Consider the following 16,228-nt stretch of genomic DNA (forward strand, 5'->3'; position numbering starts at 1 on the left):
TCGACAGCGTTAAATGGATGGAAAGATGGATCGTTGGCAAGGTATTAAAAATGTTGTGGTAGTTGGGCTCGGTATGACCGGGCTCTCTGTTGTTAATTATCTGCGTCATTTAGACCGTTCATTATCGATTAAAGTGATCGATACTCGAGATAATCCACCAAGCCAAGATCAACTAACTTCTGAGGTTGCTCTACATCATGGCAGTTGGAATCTATCATGGTTACTAGAGGCAGACTTAATTGTTGCAAATCCTGGAATTGCCTTGGCGACTCCAGAGATCCAGCAAGCCATCGCAGCCAATATTCCTGTGATTGGCGATATTGAACTTTTCGCTTGGCAGGTAGATAAACCGGTCATTGCTATCACTGGTTCAAATGGTAAGAGTACCGTGACTGACTTGACTGGAGTACTGGCCAAAGCGGCTGGAGTTAAAGTTGCTGTTGGCGGTAATATCGGAGTACCGGCTTTAGATCTGCTGCAAGAAGAGGCAGACCTTTATGTACTGGAACTGTCGAGCTTTCAACTAGAGACCACATCCAACCTCAAGCTAGTGTCCGCTGCATTTCTGAACCTGACTGAAGATCATATGGATCGCTATGAGGGTATGGAGACGTATCGTGATGCGAAACTACGCATTTTTAAACATGCGCAAGCAGCAGTAGTTAATCGGGATGATAGCGCCACTGAACCTGAAAATTTCTCTGGTAATATCGTTTATTTTTCGGTGAATCAAAATGCCGATTACTGCACTAGGGTCATTGATGGGCAAGAGTTTCTTATTGCCAATGGGCAGCCTGTGTTAGCCAGTAATGAGCTGAGTCTTGTTGGCCGTCATAATATAGCCAACGTGCTGACGGTGATGGCTTTGCTTGATTTGGCGGGTGTTGATTATGCTAATGCGCTCACAGCGTTGAAATCTTACAATGGGTTAACACATCGCTGTCAGGTCGTTGCCGAAAAGGATGGCGTCAAATGGGTCAATGACTCTAAAGCGACTAACGTGGCCAGTACGCTTGCCGCCTTGTCAGGCTTGGACTGCTCTGGATGCCTGTACCTACTCGTGGGTGGAGTTGGGAAAGGCGCAGATTTTTCACCGTTAGCGCCAATACTAGAAACGTTAAATGTTCAACTTTGTTGCTTTGGGGTTGATGGGCAGCAGTTTATGTCGCTACATCCTTCGGCAAAGTTTTATGACTCAATGCAAGATATTGTGACCACGATTAAACCTCAGCTATGCCATGGTGATATGGTGATGCTGTCTCCAGCATGCGCAAGCTTTGATCAATTCAAAAACTTCATGGCAAGAGGCGATGCGTTTGCTGCTCTTGCTCAGCGTTATGCGTAAGTAAGGGCTTGCATTTTGGCTTTTTCAACCATGTTCACGACGACTCGCCATTGGTTCAGGAGCAGTTCTCCTGAAGCTTTGTTCGACCGTCAGTTGGTGTGGATTGCTTTAGGCTTAATGTTAACGGGCCTTGTGATGGTTACGTCCGCGTCTTTTCCAATTAGTTCACGTCTTACCGAGCAACCTTTTCACTTTATGTTTCGGCATGCCATTTTCCTAATGTTGGCGCTTTTAACCTCTTCGGTTGTGTTACAAATACCGATGAAACGTTGGATGCAATACAGTTCTGTCCTGCTTGGTCTCTCTTTTTTGCTGCTTATCGTGGTGTTGCTCGCGGGTAAATCGGTTAACGGAGCATCTCGTTGGATACCACTTGGGCTATTCAATCTACAGCCTGCCGAGGTCGCCAAATTATCATTGTTTATTTTCATGTCCGGGTACTTGGTTCGTAAACACGATGAGGTAAGGCAGACCTTTTTTGGTGGATTTATGAAACCAATCATGGTGTTTGGTACGTTAGCCGCTTTGTTACTTGGCCAGCCAGATTTAGGTACCGTTGTCGTCATGTTGGTGACCTTATTCGGTATGTTGTTTATTGCTGGTGCCAAATTATCGCAATTCATTGCGTTAATGGTGGCGGGGGTTATGGCGGTGATCGGGTTGATTGCCGCAGAGCCTTATCGTATTCGTCGCGTCACCTCTTTTTTGGACCCATGGGAAGACCCATTCGGCAGTGGTTATCAGCTAACGCAATCTTTGATGGCATTCGGCCGTGGAGAATGGTTTGGTCAGGGGCTTGGTAACTCCATTCAAAAACTAGAGTATCTACCAGAAGCACACACTGACTTCGTTTTTGCGGTACTGGCTGAAGAGCTTGGCTTTGTTGGCGTCGTTTTGGTGCTATTACTGATTTTCAGCCTGGTATTAAAAGCGGTGCTTATTGGTAAGAAAGCTTTTGAGCATGATCAGCAATTTGGTGGCTATTTAGCCTTTGGTATCGGTATTTGGTTTGCTTTCCAAACCCTAGTTAATGTCGGTGCTGCTGCAGGTATGGTACCCACTAAAGGATTAACTCTACCTTTGATCAGTTATGGTGGTTCAAGTTTAATTATTATGTCGGTTGCCGTCGCAATCTTGCTTAGAATCGATCACGAATGTCGACTTAAAGATCACAATTTAGTCTCTACAGATAAAGAATCCAATGACAAACAATAAACGTTTAATGGTGATGGCTGGTGGAACGGGAGGGCATGTATTCCCCGGACTGGCTGTAGCCAAACAACTTCAACAGCAAGGTTGGGAAATTCGTTGGTTAGGTACAGCAGATCGTATGGAAGCGGATCTCGTACCTAAGCATGGTATTGAAATTGATTTTATCAAAGTGAAAGGGTTACGTGGGCAAGGTGTACTGCGTTTACTAAAAGCACCTTTTCAAATCATCAATGCGATTTTTCAGGCGCGTAGTTACATCAAAAAATGGCAACCGGATGCAGTACTTGGGATGGGTGGATATGTCAGTGGCCCTGGCGGTGTTGCTGCATGGTCACTAGGGATTCCTGTTGTACTACACGAACAAAACGCGGTGGCCGGTTTAACCAACCAATGGCTGTCTAAAATTGCCAAACGAGTTTTTCAAGCCTTTCCTGGTGCTTTTGCTAATGCCGAAGTTGTCGGTAACCCAGTAAGAGAAGATGTTGCAAACCTTCCTGCCCCTGAAACGCGTTTTTTAAATAGAGATGAGCCGATTCGAATTTTAGTGATGGGTGGTAGTCAAGGCGCGCAGATACTCAATCGCTCAATGCCCGAAGTCATGGCTAAGCTTGGTGATGGCTATCAAATATGTCACCAAGCCGGCAAGAATAATCAACAAGCCGTTGAGCAAGTTTATCGTGAACTGCAAGTCAACAATGCCCATGTCACCGAGTTTATTGATGACGTTGCTGGTGCCTATGAATGGGCTGACCTGCTAGTCTGTCGTTCTGGGGCATTAACCGTTTCTGAAGTATCTGCAGCCGGTGTTGGCGCTATTTTTATTCCATTCATGCATAAAGATAGACAACAAGCACTCAATGCTGATCACCTAGTGGCTTGTGGTGCAGCAAAAATGATCGAGCAGCCTCAACTAACTATTGATGGCCTTACTGCTCAAATTGCCGAGTTAGATCGCAACCAATTATTGGCTATGGCGATACAAGCACGCGCAGCTGCACAGCTTAATGCTGATAAAGTCGTCGCAGACGCCATCATTGCACTTACCCAATAACGAGACCTTTTCATGACCATTAAACATACTCAAGATTTAGCTCAAATCCGCGCTATGGTGCCAGAGATGCGCCGTGTTAAGTGTATCCATTTTGTTGGTATTGGCGGTGCTGGCATGAGTGGTATTGCTGAAGTACTACTTAACGAAGGTTATCAAATTACCGGTTCTGACATGGCGTCTAACCCAGTGACGGAACGATTAGAGAGTAAAGGCGCGACGATTTTTTTCGGCCACCAAGCGAGTAATATTGAACAGGCGAGCGTTGTTGTGGTTTCAACAGCGATCAATGAGCAAAATCCGGAGCTTAAAGCCGCTCGAGAATTGCGTATTCCGATTGTACGTCGAGCTGAAATGCTTGCTGAGCTAATGCGTTTTCGTCATGGTATTGCCGTGGCGGGGACGCATGGTAAAACCACGACCACAGCATTAGTGACTCAAATTTATTCTGAAGCTGGGCTTGATCCAACATTTGTTAATGGTGGGCTGGTGAAAAGTGCAGGTACCAATGCACGTTTAGGCTCTAGCCGTATTTTAATTGCTGAGGCTGATGAGAGTGATGCTTCATTTTTGCATTTACAACCAATGGTGAGCATTGTTACTAACATTGAAGCGGATCATATGGACACTTATGGTGGTGATTTCGAGACACTGAAGCAAACCTTTATCGATTTTCTACACAACTTACCGTTTTATGGCCAGGCTATTGTGTGTATCGATGACCCGGTCGTTCGTGAACTTATCCCTAGAATTAGTCGTCAAGTTATTACGTACGGTTTTTCTGAAGATGCAGATGTGCGCATTGAAAACTATCATCAAAAAGGTCAACAAGGTAAGTTTACGGTAGTGCGTAAAGGCAAGGCCAATCTTGATATCACCCTTAATATACCAGGTCGACACAACGCCTTGAATGCGGCTGCAGCTATTGCGGTTGCAACCGAAGATGATATCAGTGATGGTGCGATTTTAACCGCCATGGCGAACACCGAAGGTACTGGTCGTCGATTTGATCATTTGGGCGAATTTGAAACCGGTAATGGTTGCGCGATGTTAGTTGATGATTATGGCCATCACCCAACGGAAGTAGACGTTACCATTAAGGCTGCGCGCAGTGGTTGGCAAGATAAGCGCTTAGTGATGATCTTCCAACCGCATCGCTATAGTCGTACCCGAGATTTATACGATGATTTTGCCAATGTCCTTGAGCAGGTCGATGTGTTGCTGATGTTGGATGTTTACTCTGCAGGTGAAAAACCAATCGCAGGCGCTGATGGTCGATCATTATGTCGAACTATCCGTAGTCGAGGCAAAATTGACCCAATTTTTGTATCTGACAGCAAAACCTTACCACCGGTTCTCGCTAATGTATTGCAAGATGGTGACTTGGTATTGACTCAAGGGGCTGGCGATGTCGGCAAAGTAGCTAAACAGCTAGCTACACTTGAGCTAAATATCAATAAAATGCAGAAACTTTAATTTATACAGCTTATTGGTGTATCAATATTGACTAAGATGGTATCAAGTCCAGATTTCTTGCTTTCAATGTTTGATACTTTTAGCTACCTCAGTATAATCCGAAGGTTAAAGTCAGTGCTTTTTACCTCTATTGCTAACTAAATAGGGCATGAGATTGCGATTTGAAAACAGGAACATCAGGCTTTGTTAATCAGTATATTCAATGAAAGCCAGCGTGTATCCCGTTCATCACTAGTGAAACAACATGCATTGGGCGGTGTTTTTTTTCTAGTGGTGTTGTTGTTGATTGGTTCTCTTATCTATTCAACATTAAGTTGGATGTGGGATGGCCAGCGATTACCGCTATCAAAAATTGTCTTACAAGGTGAGTTGCAATACGTATCTTCACTAGATGTTCAGCGTGCTCTTGCTAAGTTAGATCATATCGGTACTTTCATGTCACAAGATATTGATGTGCTGCAGTCGAGTGTTAAGGCAATCCCTTGGGTCGCCCATGCCTCAATCCGCAAGCAATGGCCTGATACCGTTAAGGTGTTTTTAACTGAATATCAAGCAACGGCGATCTGGAATGGTAATTCCTTATTAGACGAGCAGGGCACTGTATTCAATGGTGATATTGGTCAACTTAAAGGCGATAGAGTTAAGCTTTATGGCCCCGAAGGAAGTAACCAAGAAGTCTTGGATGTATGGAATAAAACGAACCCTAAATTTCAATCATTAGGGTTAAATATATCTTCACTGGTTCTTAATGAACGCCGAGCTTGGCAAATCATTTTAGATAATGGTATTCGTTTAGAGCTAGGTAAAGAGTCATTAGATGAGCGTATCGCTCGTTTTGTTTCTCTGTATAAGAATTTAGGTAGAAAAGCTGACCAAGTCAGCTATATCGACCTCAGGTATGATACGGGAGCCGCTGTAGGCTGGTTCCCTGAACAAGCGTTAGCACAAGAGAGTACAGATGACTAAGACCGCTGATGACAACATTATTGTTGGTCTTGATATAGGCACTGCAACCGTATCAGCTCTAGTCGGTGAAATACTGCCTGACGGTCAAATTAATATTATTGGCGCTGGAACGAGCCCATCTCGCGGGATGGATAAAGGCGGAGTTAACGATCTTGAATCGGTGGTTAAATCTGTCCAAAGAGCGGTTGATCAAGCTGAATTAATGGCCGAATGCCAAATTAGCACTGTGTTTTTATCTTTATCAGGGAAACATATTGCGAGCCGTATTGAAAAAGGCATGGGAACTATTTCTGATGAAGAAGTTTCTCAAGAAGACATGGATCGAGCGATTCATACGGCAAAGTCTATAAAAATTGGGGAAGAGCAAAGAATATTGCACGTGATTCCTCAAGAATTTACGATTGATTACCAAGAGGGGATTAAAAACCCGCTTGGTTTATCTGGTGTACGCATGGAAGTGAGCGTACATCTTATTTCTTGCCACAATGATATGGCGAGAAATATTATTAAAGCGGTAGAACGTTGTGGCTTGAAAGTTGAGCAACTTGTTTATTCCGGTTTAGCGGCAAGTAATGCTGTGATCACTGAAGATGAACGAGAACTTGGTGTTTGCGTGGTCGATATTGGCGCAGGGACTATGGATATTGCCATCTGGACAGGTGGAGCCTTGCGACATACTGAAGTGTTTTCATACGCAGGAAACGCAGTAACCAGTGATATTGCTTTTGCTTTTGGCACGCCAGTCAGTGATGCTGAAGAAATTAAAGTGAAATATGGCTGTGCGCTGAGCGAACTGGTGAGCAAGGACGATACGGTTAACGTCCCGAGTGTTGGTGGCAGACCGTCAAGAAGTTTGCAAAGGCAAACCTTGTCGGAAGTGATAGAGCCCCGCTACACTGAATTAATGGGGTTAGTTAACCAAACTATCGATACCGTCCAAGATAATTTGCGTAAAAATGGTATAAAACATCATTTAGCTGCTGGTGTGGTTTTAACTGGTGGTGCTGCACAAATTGAAGGGTTGGTAGAATGTGCGGAACGTGTTTTCCGCAACCAAGTTCGAGTAGGCAAACCTCTAGAGGTTAGTGGCCTCACTGATTACGTAAAAGAGCCGTATCATTCTACGGCAGTTGGTTTACTTCATTACGCAAAAGATAGTCAAATTAATGATGACACTGAATACAGCGAACCTAAACGCCAATCAATGTCGGGCTTAATTGGTCGTTTGCGTAACTGGATACAAAAAGAGTTTTAACCTGAGTTGCAGGGAAAACGGAGATAACACATGTTTGAACCGATGATGGAAATGTCTGACGATGCTGTAATTAAAGTCGTTGGAGTTGGTGGTGGTGGCGGTAACGCTGTTGAACACATGGTGCGTGAGTCCATCGAAGGCGTGGAATTCATCAGTGTCAATACCGATGCGCAAGCACTTCGTAAAACAAGCGTAAGCAGTGTCATTCAAATTGGTGGTGATATCACTAAAGGTTTGGGTGCTGGTGCGAATCCGCAAGTTGGACGTGATGCAGCTCTTGAAGACCGAGAAAGAATTAAAGAAGTTCTGACTGGTGCCGATATGGTGTTTATCGCAGCTGGTATGGGCGGTGGTACCGGTACTGGTGCAGCTCCTGTTATTGCAGAAGTAGCAAAAGAACTTGGTATTCTTACGGTTGCTGTTGTGACTAAACCTTTTAGCTTTGAAGGGAAAAAACGCTTAGCTTTTGCTGAGCAAGGAATTGAAGAGTTATCTAAGCATGTTGATTCTCTGATTACTATTCCAAATGAAAAGCTACTTAAAGTATTAGGTCGCGGCATCACCTTACTTGAAGCTTTTGCTAGCGCGAATGACGTACTTAAAAATGCCGTTCAAGGTATTGCTGAGCTAATTACTCGCCCTGGCATGATTAACGTCGACTTTGCTGATGTACGCACAGTGATGTCTGAAATGGGTCATGCCATGATGGGTAGCGGAGTGGCAAAAGGTGAAGATCGCGCAGAAGAAGCGGCAGAGATGGCAATTTCTAGCCCTCTTTTGGAAGATATTGACCTTGCTGGTGCTCGTGGTGTGCTTGTTAACATTACTGCTGGTTTGGATATGCGCCTAGATGAATTCGAAACAGTGGGTAATACTGTTAAAGCATTCGCTTCTGATAACGCTACGGTTGTTATAGGCACATCATTAGATCCTGATATGGCGGATGAAATTCGCGTGACCGTTGTCGCAACTGGTATTGGTACTGAGAAAAAACCAGATATTACGCTTGTGGCTGGCGGTAAAGCGAAAGTGGCACCAACGGTTCAGACGCAACAAATGGCTCAGCAACCAGCGGCCAAAGTTGAAGAAAAAGCGGCACAGCCTTTGCAAGAAAAAGTTGAGGTAAAACCGCAATCAGCATCGTCGTCAACGGTTTCATCTTCTTCTGGTGCAGGACAAAGCACAGCACCAAAAGCAGAGAAAGAAAGTGGGTACCTAGATATCCCAGCATTTTTACGTCGTCAGGCTGATTAAAAATTAGACATAATTTGACACTGTTCAAAATTATGGTAGCATTCGCGGTCGGTACTTAACTGACCGTGTTTTGTAGCACTGACATAGAGGCAAGTAGATGATCAGACAACGTACTCTGAAAGAAATAGTGAAAACAACTGGGGTGGGCCTTCACTCTGGTCGTAAAGTCACATTAACGCTTCGACCTGCCGCTGCAAATACGGGAATTATTTACCGCCGTACTGACGTAAATCCTCCTGTTGATTTCCCTGCTGACCCTGAATCTGTTCGTGACACAATGCTGTGTACAGCATTGGTTAATGATCAAGGTATCCGTATTTCTACTGTTGAGCACCTAAATGCGGCGCTTGCAGGCATGGGTATTGATAACGTCATTATCGAAGTTGATGCGCCTGAAATTCCGATCATGGATGGCAGTGCAAGTCCATTTGTGTACTTGTTGCAGCAAGCTGGTATTGAAACATTAAGTGCACCGAAGCGTTTTATTCGTATTAAAAAGCCTGTGCGATTTGAAGACGGAGATAAGTGGGCAGAGTTAGTGCCTCACAACGGCTTCAGAATGGATTTTGAAATTGAATTCCAACACCCAGCGATTGATTCTGATGAACAGCGCATGGTGTTTGATTTTTCTTCACAAGGTTTTGTGAAAGAGATTTCAAGAGCCCGTACTTTTGGCTTTATGCGTGATATCGAATATTTGCAATCACAAAACCTTTGTTTAGGTGGTAGTTTTGATTGCGCGATCGTGTTGGATGAGTACCGAATCCTTAATGAAGAAGGTCTTCGTTTTGCGAATGAATTCGTTACGCATAAAGTACTTGATGCTATCGGTGACCTTTATATGTGTGGTCATGCTATCATTGGTGAATTCCGTGCCTATAAATCAGGTCATGGTCTCAATAACCAATTATTGCGCGCCGTTCTGGCTGACCAAGAAGCATGGGAATGGGCGACTTTCGAAGAAGAAGTTGGTTCTCCAGTAGCTTTCGCGGAACCAAATATGGTTCTTGCGTAATAGAACGAATCAATAAAAAGCCAGACAGATGTCTGGCTTTTTTGTATCCATTGTTTCTACTTATTATTTTTTTGTTTAGCCAACTTAGCGATATTTTCTAAACGTTTTTTGATTTTTGGTGGTGCATGGTCAGCAACCATCAACAACACTTGAGCTGCATTTTCAGAAAGTGGTGGTCTGGCAATGACCTCTTTTTCATCTTTTTTTCCTCGATTACGATATAACCCAGGATTAATCTTTAGCTCAATGCTGACTAACTTTGCAAAACCTTGAGAGCGTAATTGATTAAGCAAGTGTAGGCGGTCATATTCCAATTTCATTTTAATTGCTGCACTCGCCACTTCCACAATCAGATGTCCACCACGTACATTTGCCGCACGTACATGATCTGCAGTGCCTTTAGGTAATAAAGTTTGCAATACTTTATTTAAGGCAATGATCTCGCTGGCATGTTCTTGAATTTTACGCAGTGATGAATCGCTGATCAGCTCTTTTGTTAAAGTGGGGCGATGATCGCGCATAGTCTCTACCTCTTAATACAACTCTTTCATTCTATGGCCATGGGCTGGAAGTGTATAGCAACAACGCCATTTTGTTGTTCAAGTACTGTTCAAAACTCAATAAAAATTATGTGCGCTTCAAACAAATAGTTTTGATATTGGTTGTTGTGACAAAAAATCCTTAAACTATGCGCCACATAATCATTTAATGCCTTGAAAATATACCTTACCGCCACAATGTCTGTGATACATGATTTATCTCAGTATCCTTAGTTCAAAACTGGTAGAGACTGACGGCATTAAGAGTAGATCGAAAGCGATCTAAGAAAGAGAGATTCCTAACACATGATAACTAAGCTACTGACAAAGGTAATTGGCAGTCGCAATGACCGAACACTGCGCCGCCTTAGAAAAATTGTAAAAGAGATCAACAGCTACGAACCGACTTTTGAAACACTGACCGATGAAGAATTAAAAGCTAAAACGGTTGAGTTTCGTCAGCGCTTGGAACAGGGGGAAACCCTAGACCAATTGCTTCCTGAGGCATTTGCCACAGTACGTGAAGCTTCTAAGCGTGTATATGGTATGCGCCATTTCGACGTTCAGTTAATTGGTGGCATGGTATTGAATGCTGGCCAAATCGCAGAAATGCGTACGGGTGAAGGTAAAACATTAACCGCAACTTTACCTGCTTATCTAAATGCATTGCCAAGTAAAGGCGTGCATATCGTAACGGTCAATGATTACTTAGCCAAACGTGACGCAGAAACCAACCGTCCGTTATTTGAATTTCTTGGCATGACAGTTGGCATTAATGTGCCGAACATGCCACCTCAAGAAAAGAAAGTCGCTTACCAAGCTGATATTCTTTACGGAACCAATAATGAATTTGGTTTCGATTATCTGCGTGACAATATGGCATTTCGTAAAGAAGACCGTGTACAACGTGAGCGCTTCTTTGCTGTTGTCGATGAAGTGGACTCGATTCTTATTGATGAAGCTCGTACACCGCTGATAATTTCAGGCCCTGCAGAAGATAGCTCTGAACTCTATATCCGTATTAACACGCTCATCCCGTTACTACAGAAGCAGGATAAAGAAGATTCTGAAGAATATCGTGGTGACGGTCACTACACCGTTGATGAAAAATCTAAGCAGGTACACCTAACCGAAACAGGCCAAGAATTCGTAGAAGAATTGATGGTTAAAAATGGTTTGATGGAAGAGGGAGACACGCTTTACTCACCAACTAACATCAGTTTGTTGCATCACGTCAACGCGGCGCTACGTGCCCATGTGCTATTTGAAAAGAATGTCGACTACATCGTCAATGACGATGGTGAAGTGGTCATCGTTGATGAGCATACTGGCCGTACTATGCCTGGGCGTCGTTGGTCTGAAGGTTTACACCAAGCAGTAGAAGCAAAAGAAGGCGTTAAAATCCAAAACGAGAACCAAACTCTCGCATCGATTACCTTCCAGAACTTCTTCCGCCTATACAACAAATTGTCAGGTATGACGGGTACTGCGGATACTGAAGCATTCGAATTCCAATCGATTTATGGTTTAGAAACGGTTGTTATCCCGACCAATAAACCGATGGTGCGTAATGACATGCCCGATGTGGTGTATCGTACTGAAGCTGAGAAATTTGCTGCGATCATTGAAGATATCAAAGAGCGCGTCGAAAAAGGTCAACCAACCTTGGTGGGTACCGTTTCGATTGAAAAATCAGAGTTGCTCTCTAATGCTCTGAAAAAAGCCAAAGTTAAACATAATGTATTGAATGCTAAATTCCACGAGAAAGAAGCGGAAATTGTCGCGCAAGCGGGTACACCAAGTGCTGTGACCATTGCTACAAACATGGCTGGTCGTGGTACGGATATTGTTCTGGGTGGCAGTTGGCAGGCTCAAATAGAGCAGTTAGATAACCCAACACAAGAACAAATTGATGCGATCAAAGCAGAATGGAAAATCGTTCACGATCAAGTATTAGCGTCGGGTGGTTTACATATTATCGGTACTGAACGTCATGAATCTCGCCGTATTGATAACCAGCTACGTGGCCGGTCTGGTCGTCAGGGGGATGCGGGTTCATCGCGTTTCTACCTTTCAATGGAAGACTCTCTACTGAGAATTTTTACCTCAGATCGCATGGCAAGTTTGATCCAAAGTGGTATGGATGAAGGTGAAGCGATTGAAAGTAAGATGCTGTCGCGCTCCATTGAAAAAGCACAACGAAAAGTGGAAGGTCGTAACTTTGATATTCGTAAACAGCTTCTTGAATACGATGATGTTGCGAACGACCAACGTAAAGTGGTTTACGAGTTACGTGATGAACTGATGGATGCTGATGATATCAGTGACATGATTGAGTTAAACCGCCAAGACGTCTTTACTTCAGTGATCAGCGAATACATTCCACCTCAATCTTTAGAAGATATGTGGGATATTACCGGATTAGAAGAGCGTCTGAAAAACGACTTTGATTTAACGCTTCCAATTCAAGCTTGGCTCGATGCCGACGACAAATTGTATGAAGAGGCGTTACGCGAGCGAATTCTTGAAGAAGCCGTTAATGTTTATCGTGCTAAAGAAGAAACCGTTGGTGCGTCAGTACTTCGTAATTTCGAAAAATCCGTCATGCTGCAAACGCTCGATACCTTGTGGAAAGAGCACTTAGCTGCAATGGATCACTTGCGTCAAGGTATTCATTTACGCGGTTATGCACAAAAGAACCCGAAACAAGAGTACAAGCGTGAGTCATTTGAACTGTTTGAAGATATGTTGGACTCTTTGAAGACTGATGTGATCACTATTTTGTCGAAAGTACGTGTGCAGCAGCAAGAAGAAGTTGAACGTATGGAAGCTCAGCGTCAAGCGCAAGCTGAAGAAGCCGCGCGTCGCCAGCAGTTCCAGCATCAAAATGCTGAAAATCCATTAGCCGAAGGCAGTGATGAAACGGATGAGCATGCTCACCAACCTATGGTGCGCGAAGAGCGCAAAGTTGGTCGTAATGAACCTTGCCCTTGTGGTAGCGGTAAAAAGTACAAACAGTGCCATGGGCAAATAGGTTAATCACTATTTATTGAGTAAAGAGTCGCTTAAGCGGCTCTTTTTTTAACTAAATATTCTTTAACCTACTGTGAGGTTAGAGCTAAATTGGAGTTAATATGAAACGTGTGCATATTGTTGCTGCTATTATTTTTAATGCCGATAAATCAGAAGTTTATATTACAAAGCGACCAGAACATTTACATAAAGGTGGGTACTGGGAATTCCCAGGAGGCAAGCTGGAAGTTGGTGAAACGGTAGAGCAAGCGATTACTCGTGAGCTCAATGAGGAGATCGGTATTGATGTTACCGAACAATCACCTTACCAATACTTAGAGTTTGACTATGCAGATAAAGCCCTAAAGTTTGATTTTATATGTGTGACTCAATTTAACCATCAACCCTATGGCAAAGAAGGTCAGCAAGGTCAGTGGGTACCTGTTGCACACCTGATTGACTACGCTTTTCCTGAGGCGAATCGACCGATATTGGAGCGAGTAGTAAAAGAGTTTGCCTAAGTATTTTGAACAAAATTTATCGTCCAACGGTCAACACGCCCTAGCCACCGCGATTAATTGTTGATAGTTTAAAGAAACACCTTGAATGTATAAAACGATATCAGTTTAGGTTGATAGCGTAACAATGGAGAAAAACGCAATGGTGAGAATTGCGATTGCAGGAGCTGCGGGCAGAATGGGCCGCAACCTAGTTAAAGCCACTTATCAAAACCCAAATGCTCAAGTGGGGGCTGGTTCTGAACGTCCAGAATCGTCGCTGGTCGGTGTCGATATCGGTGAATTATGTGGTGAAGGTCGATTTGATATCGCTTTAGTCGATAATCTACAAAATGCGATTGATCACTTTGATGTGATTATCGATTTTACTGCTCCTGTAAGCACATTAGCGAATATTGAACTGTGCAAAAAACACGGTAAAAAATTGGTGATTGGCACGACTGGTTTTTCTGAAGCAGAAAAAGCGATCATCGAGTCAGCAGCGCAACAGATCTCAATTGTTATGGCTCCCAACTACAGTGTTGGCGTGAACCTAGTCTTTAAGTTGCTTGAAAAGGCCGCTAGAGTGATGGGTGATTACTGTGACATTGAGATTGTCGAAGCTCACCATCGCCATAAAGTGGATGCCCCTTCAGGAACCGCAATCGGTATGGGAGAAGCAATTGCTGGAGCGATGGGTAATAAATTAAGTGATGTGGCGGTGTATGCTCGTGAAGGCATTACTGGTGAGCGAAGTAAAGATGAAATTGGCTTTGCCACGATTCGCGCTGGTGACATTGTTGGTGAACATACGGCAATGTTTGCCGATATTGGTGAGCGTGTTGAGATTACTCACAAAGCGACAGATCGCATGACATTTGCCAATGGTGCCGTTAAAGCTGCTGTTTGGTTAAATGATAAACCAGCTGGCTTTTATAGCATGACGGATGTATTGGGTTTGAACGATCTTTAATTACATAATTATGCGCCAGTAAATACTGGCGCATCTGTTTTTTTTACTAATCTCCCTCTTTAGTTATCTTCCTGCATATCTTCATTAATTCACACTTTAATGTGTTATTTCTCTTTGTTTGGGTTGTTTTCTGTCTTAACCTTCCAAAAGTTTACTGCTTTTTGCTTTAAGTAACGTTTGCGTCTGTTTGTTTTGAATGGCTTGCTTTGAAATTACGTTGTCGATTGATATAGTGGTGTTTATTGAAACCTTTTTTGCGTTTTGATGAGTTAAATGTGCTTTTTTAATGGTTTGATGGCTCTTTTAGTGTGTAAGGCTTTAAATGTAAGTTTTATTTGTTATCAAATGTTGACAGGAATCACAGCGATCTTTAGAATACCGCCAATTTGTCTAAATCACCCTATAGCGCTACCTTATGGCGAAAAGGAAGACAGATTTGCAGTTTAATTTATTTTTTTTGCATTTTTATTCCTGGAGGTTGTCTTGAGTAAATCAGCACTGTTAGTCCTAGAAGATGGGACGGTGTTCCACGGTGTATCCATTGGAGCTGATGGAACGTCTGTCGGTGAAGTCGTTTTTAATACCTCGATGACGGGGTACCAAGAAATCCTCACTGATCCTTCTTATTCTCAACAAATCGTTACTCTCACTTACCCTCACATAGGCAATACCGGAACCAATTCCGAAGACGAAGAATCTTCTTCCATTCATGCACAAGGCCTTGTGATTCGCGATCTCCCTCTTATCGCTTCTAACTTCCGTAATGAAAAATCCCTTTCCGATTACCTGAAATCACAAAATATCGTCGGCATTGCTGATATCGATACTCGTAAGCTAACTCGTATTTTGCGTGAGAAAGGTGCACAGAATGGCTGCATTATGGCTGGTGATAACTTAGATCAAGCATTGGCGCTAACGAAAGCTAAAGAATTCCCTGGCTTAAAAGGAATGGATCTTGCGAAAGAGGTTACAACAAAAGAAGCGTATCAATGGAAACAAGGTTCGTGGACGCTTGAAGGTGGGCTTCCAGAAGCGAAAGATGACAGCGAGTTGCCATATCACGTTGTTGCCTACGATTTCGGAGCAAAGCGCAACATCTTACGCATGTTGGTTGACCGAGGCTGCCGCTTAACTGTTGTACCAGCTCAAACTTCAGCTGAAGAAGTTCTTGCGCTAAAACCAGATGGTGTCTTTTTATCAAACGGCCCTGGTGACCCAGAACCATGTACTTATGCGATTGAAGCGACCAAAGTATTCTTAGACAAAGAATTACCGGTCTTTGGTATCTGTCTAGGACACCAAATTTTGGCATTAGCTTCCGGTGCAAAAACAGTAAAAATGAAGTTTGGCCACCATGGTGCGAACCACCCGGTCAAAGATTTAGATCGCAATGTAGTGATGATTACATCACAAAACCACGGCTTTGCTGCGGACGAAGCGACGTTGCCTGAAAACCTTCGAGCGACACATAAGTCACTCTTTGATGGCTCATTACAAGGCATTCATCGCACGGATAAACCAGCATTTAGCTTTCAAGGTCACCCTGAAGCAAGTCCTGGCCCACATGATGCAGCCCCGCTTTTCGATCACTTTATCGAACTAATTAAAAAACACAGCGCTTAATTTCGGAGTAGTA

General features: G+C 43.4%; 13 protein-coding genes. 12 read left to right on the plus strand and 1 reads right to left on the minus strand.

Features of this window, described 5'->3' with window-relative positions; translation table 11 throughout:
- The first annotated feature begins 13 nt into the window (after nt 1-13).
- The 8 genes from murD (at nt 14) to lpxC (ending at nt 9,571) form a co-directional block, all read left to right on the plus strand.
- On the plus strand, nt 14-1,345 hold the full coding sequence (murD, locus tag MCT08_RS04115) for a UDP-N-acetylmuramoyl-L-alanine--D-glutamate ligase (protein ID WP_425609320.1): 1,332 nt from the start codon (nt 14-16) through the stop codon (nt 1,343-1,345).
- Between the two features lie 30 nt (nt 1,346-1,375).
- Nucleotides 1,376-2,560: a cell division protein FtsW gene (gene ftsW / locus MCT08_RS04120; protein ID WP_168523931.1), complete on the plus strand. Its 1,185-nt coding sequence runs from the start codon at nt 1,376-1,378 to the stop codon at nt 2,558-2,560.
- A complete protein-coding gene (gene murG, locus MCT08_RS04125; protein WP_053310781.1) occupies nt 2,547-3,608 on the plus strand; it encodes an undecaprenyldiphospho-muramoylpentapeptide beta-N-acetylglucosaminyltransferase in 1,062 nt (353 codons plus the stop codon). The genes ftsW and murG overlap by 14 nt, the downstream gene beginning before the upstream one ends.
- 12 nt (nt 3,609-3,620) lie before the next feature.
- Nucleotides 3,621-5,081 (plus strand): UDP-N-acetylmuramate--L-alanine ligase, encoded by a 1,461-nt coding sequence (gene murC / locus MCT08_RS04130; RefSeq protein ID WP_274677098.1) that lies wholly within the window; start codon nt 3,621-3,623, stop codon nt 5,079-5,081.
- Nucleotides 5,082-5,264: 183 nt separating this feature from the next.
- A complete protein-coding gene (locus tag MCT08_RS04135; protein ID WP_053310783.1) occupies nt 5,265-6,047 on the plus strand; it encodes a cell division protein FtsQ/DivIB in 783 nt (260 codons plus the stop codon).
- Nucleotides 6,040-7,302, plus strand: a complete 1,263-nt coding sequence (ftsA, locus tag MCT08_RS04140) for a cell division protein FtsA (RefSeq protein ID WP_053310784.1) — start codon at nt 6,040-6,042, stop codon at nt 7,300-7,302. The genes MCT08_RS04135 and ftsA overlap by 8 nt, the downstream gene beginning before the upstream one ends.
- Nucleotides 7,303-7,332: 30 nt before the next feature.
- Nucleotides 7,333-8,556 carry a cell division protein FtsZ gene (ftsZ, locus tag MCT08_RS04145; RefSeq protein ID WP_053310785.1) on the plus strand — a complete coding sequence of 408 codons (1,224 nt, stop codon included), beginning with the start codon at nt 7,333-7,335 and terminating at the stop codon, nt 8,554-8,556.
- 97 nt (nt 8,557-8,653) lie between these two features.
- Complete coding sequence (gene lpxC, locus MCT08_RS04150; RefSeq protein WP_053310786.1) at nt 8,654-9,571, plus strand: UDP-3-O-acyl-N-acetylglucosamine deacetylase; 918 nt, start codon at nt 8,654-8,656, stop codon at nt 9,569-9,571.
- Nucleotides 9,572-9,627: 56 nt separating this feature from the next.
- On the opposite strand, the gene MCT08_RS04155 is transcribed toward lpxC, so the two are convergent.
- Nucleotides 9,628-10,092, minus strand: coding sequence for a DUF721 domain-containing protein (locus MCT08_RS04155; protein WP_172532208.1), 465 nt, complete (start codon nt 10,090-10,092; stop codon nt 9,628-9,630).
- 324 nt (nt 10,093-10,416) lie between these two features.
- Here MCT08_RS04155 and secA point away from each other — a divergent pair, with 324 nt between their 5' ends.
- The 4 genes from secA (at nt 10,417) to carA (ending at nt 16,215) form a co-directional block, all read left to right on the plus strand.
- The gene (gene secA, locus MCT08_RS04160; protein WP_053310788.1) at nt 10,417-13,149 is read left to right on the plus strand and encodes a preprotein translocase subunit SecA; all 2,733 of its coding nucleotides are present in this window, start codon (nt 10,417-10,419) and stop codon (nt 13,147-13,149) included.
- A gap of 95 nt (nt 13,150-13,244) precedes the next feature.
- Nucleotides 13,245-13,643 carry an 8-oxo-dGTP diphosphatase MutT gene (gene mutT, locus MCT08_RS04165; protein WP_053310789.1) on the plus strand — a complete coding sequence of 133 codons (399 nt, stop codon included), beginning with the start codon at nt 13,245-13,247 and terminating at the stop codon, nt 13,641-13,643.
- Nucleotides 13,644-13,767: 124 nt separating this feature from the next.
- Entirely contained in the window at nt 13,768-14,592 is an 825-nt protein-coding gene (gene dapB, locus MCT08_RS04170; RefSeq protein WP_171375415.1) for a 4-hydroxy-tetrahydrodipicolinate reductase, read from the plus strand.
- A gap of 483 nt (nt 14,593-15,075) precedes the next feature.
- Nucleotides 15,076-16,215 carry a glutamine-hydrolyzing carbamoyl-phosphate synthase small subunit gene (gene carA, locus MCT08_RS04175; protein ID WP_274677929.1) on the plus strand — a complete coding sequence of 380 codons (1,140 nt, stop codon included), beginning with the start codon at nt 15,076-15,078 and terminating at the stop codon, nt 16,213-16,215.
- Nucleotides 16,216-16,228 lie beyond the last annotated feature (13 nt).

It is taken from the genome of Vibrio aestuarianus (genome assembly GCF_028858425.1).
Classification (GTDB): Bacteria; Pseudomonadota; Gammaproteobacteria; order Enterobacterales; family Vibrionaceae; genus Vibrio; species Vibrio aestuarianus.

Bases quoted from the DNA above. Each gene is read 5' to 3' on its own strand.
- murD (WP_425609320.1), top strand. From the start codon at position 14: ATGGATGGAAAGATGGATCGTTGGCAAGGTATTAAAAATGTTGTGGTA.
- ftsW (WP_168523931.1), top strand. From the start codon at position 1,376: ATGTTCACGACGACTCGCCATTGGTTCAGGAGCAGTTCTCCTGAAGCT.
- murG (WP_053310781.1), top strand. From the start codon at position 2,547: ATGACAAACAATAAACGTTTAATGGTGATGGCTGGTGGAACGGGAGGG.
- murC (WP_274677098.1), top strand. From the start codon at position 3,621: ATGACCATTAAACATACTCAAGATTTAGCTCAAATCCGCGCTATGGTG.
- ftsA (WP_053310784.1), top strand. From the start codon at position 6,040: ATGACTAAGACCGCTGATGACAACATTATTGTTGGTCTTGATATAGGC.
- ftsZ (WP_053310785.1), top strand. From the start codon at position 7,333: ATGTTTGAACCGATGATGGAAATGTCTGACGATGCTGTAATTAAAGTC.
- lpxC (WP_053310786.1), top strand. From the start codon at position 8,654: ATGATCAGACAACGTACTCTGAAAGAAATAGTGAAAACAACTGGGGTG.
- MCT08_RS04155 (WP_172532208.1), bottom strand. From the start codon at position 10,092: ATGCGCGATCATCGCCCCACTTTAACAAAAGAGCTGATCAGCGATTCA.
- secA (WP_053310788.1), top strand. From the start codon at position 10,417: ATGATAACTAAGCTACTGACAAAGGTAATTGGCAGTCGCAATGACCGA.
- mutT (WP_053310789.1), top strand. From the start codon at position 13,245: ATGAAACGTGTGCATATTGTTGCTGCTATTATTTTTAATGCCGATAAA.
- dapB (WP_171375415.1), top strand. From the start codon at position 13,768: ATGGAGAAAAACGCAATGGTGAGAATTGCGATTGCAGGAGCTGCGGGC.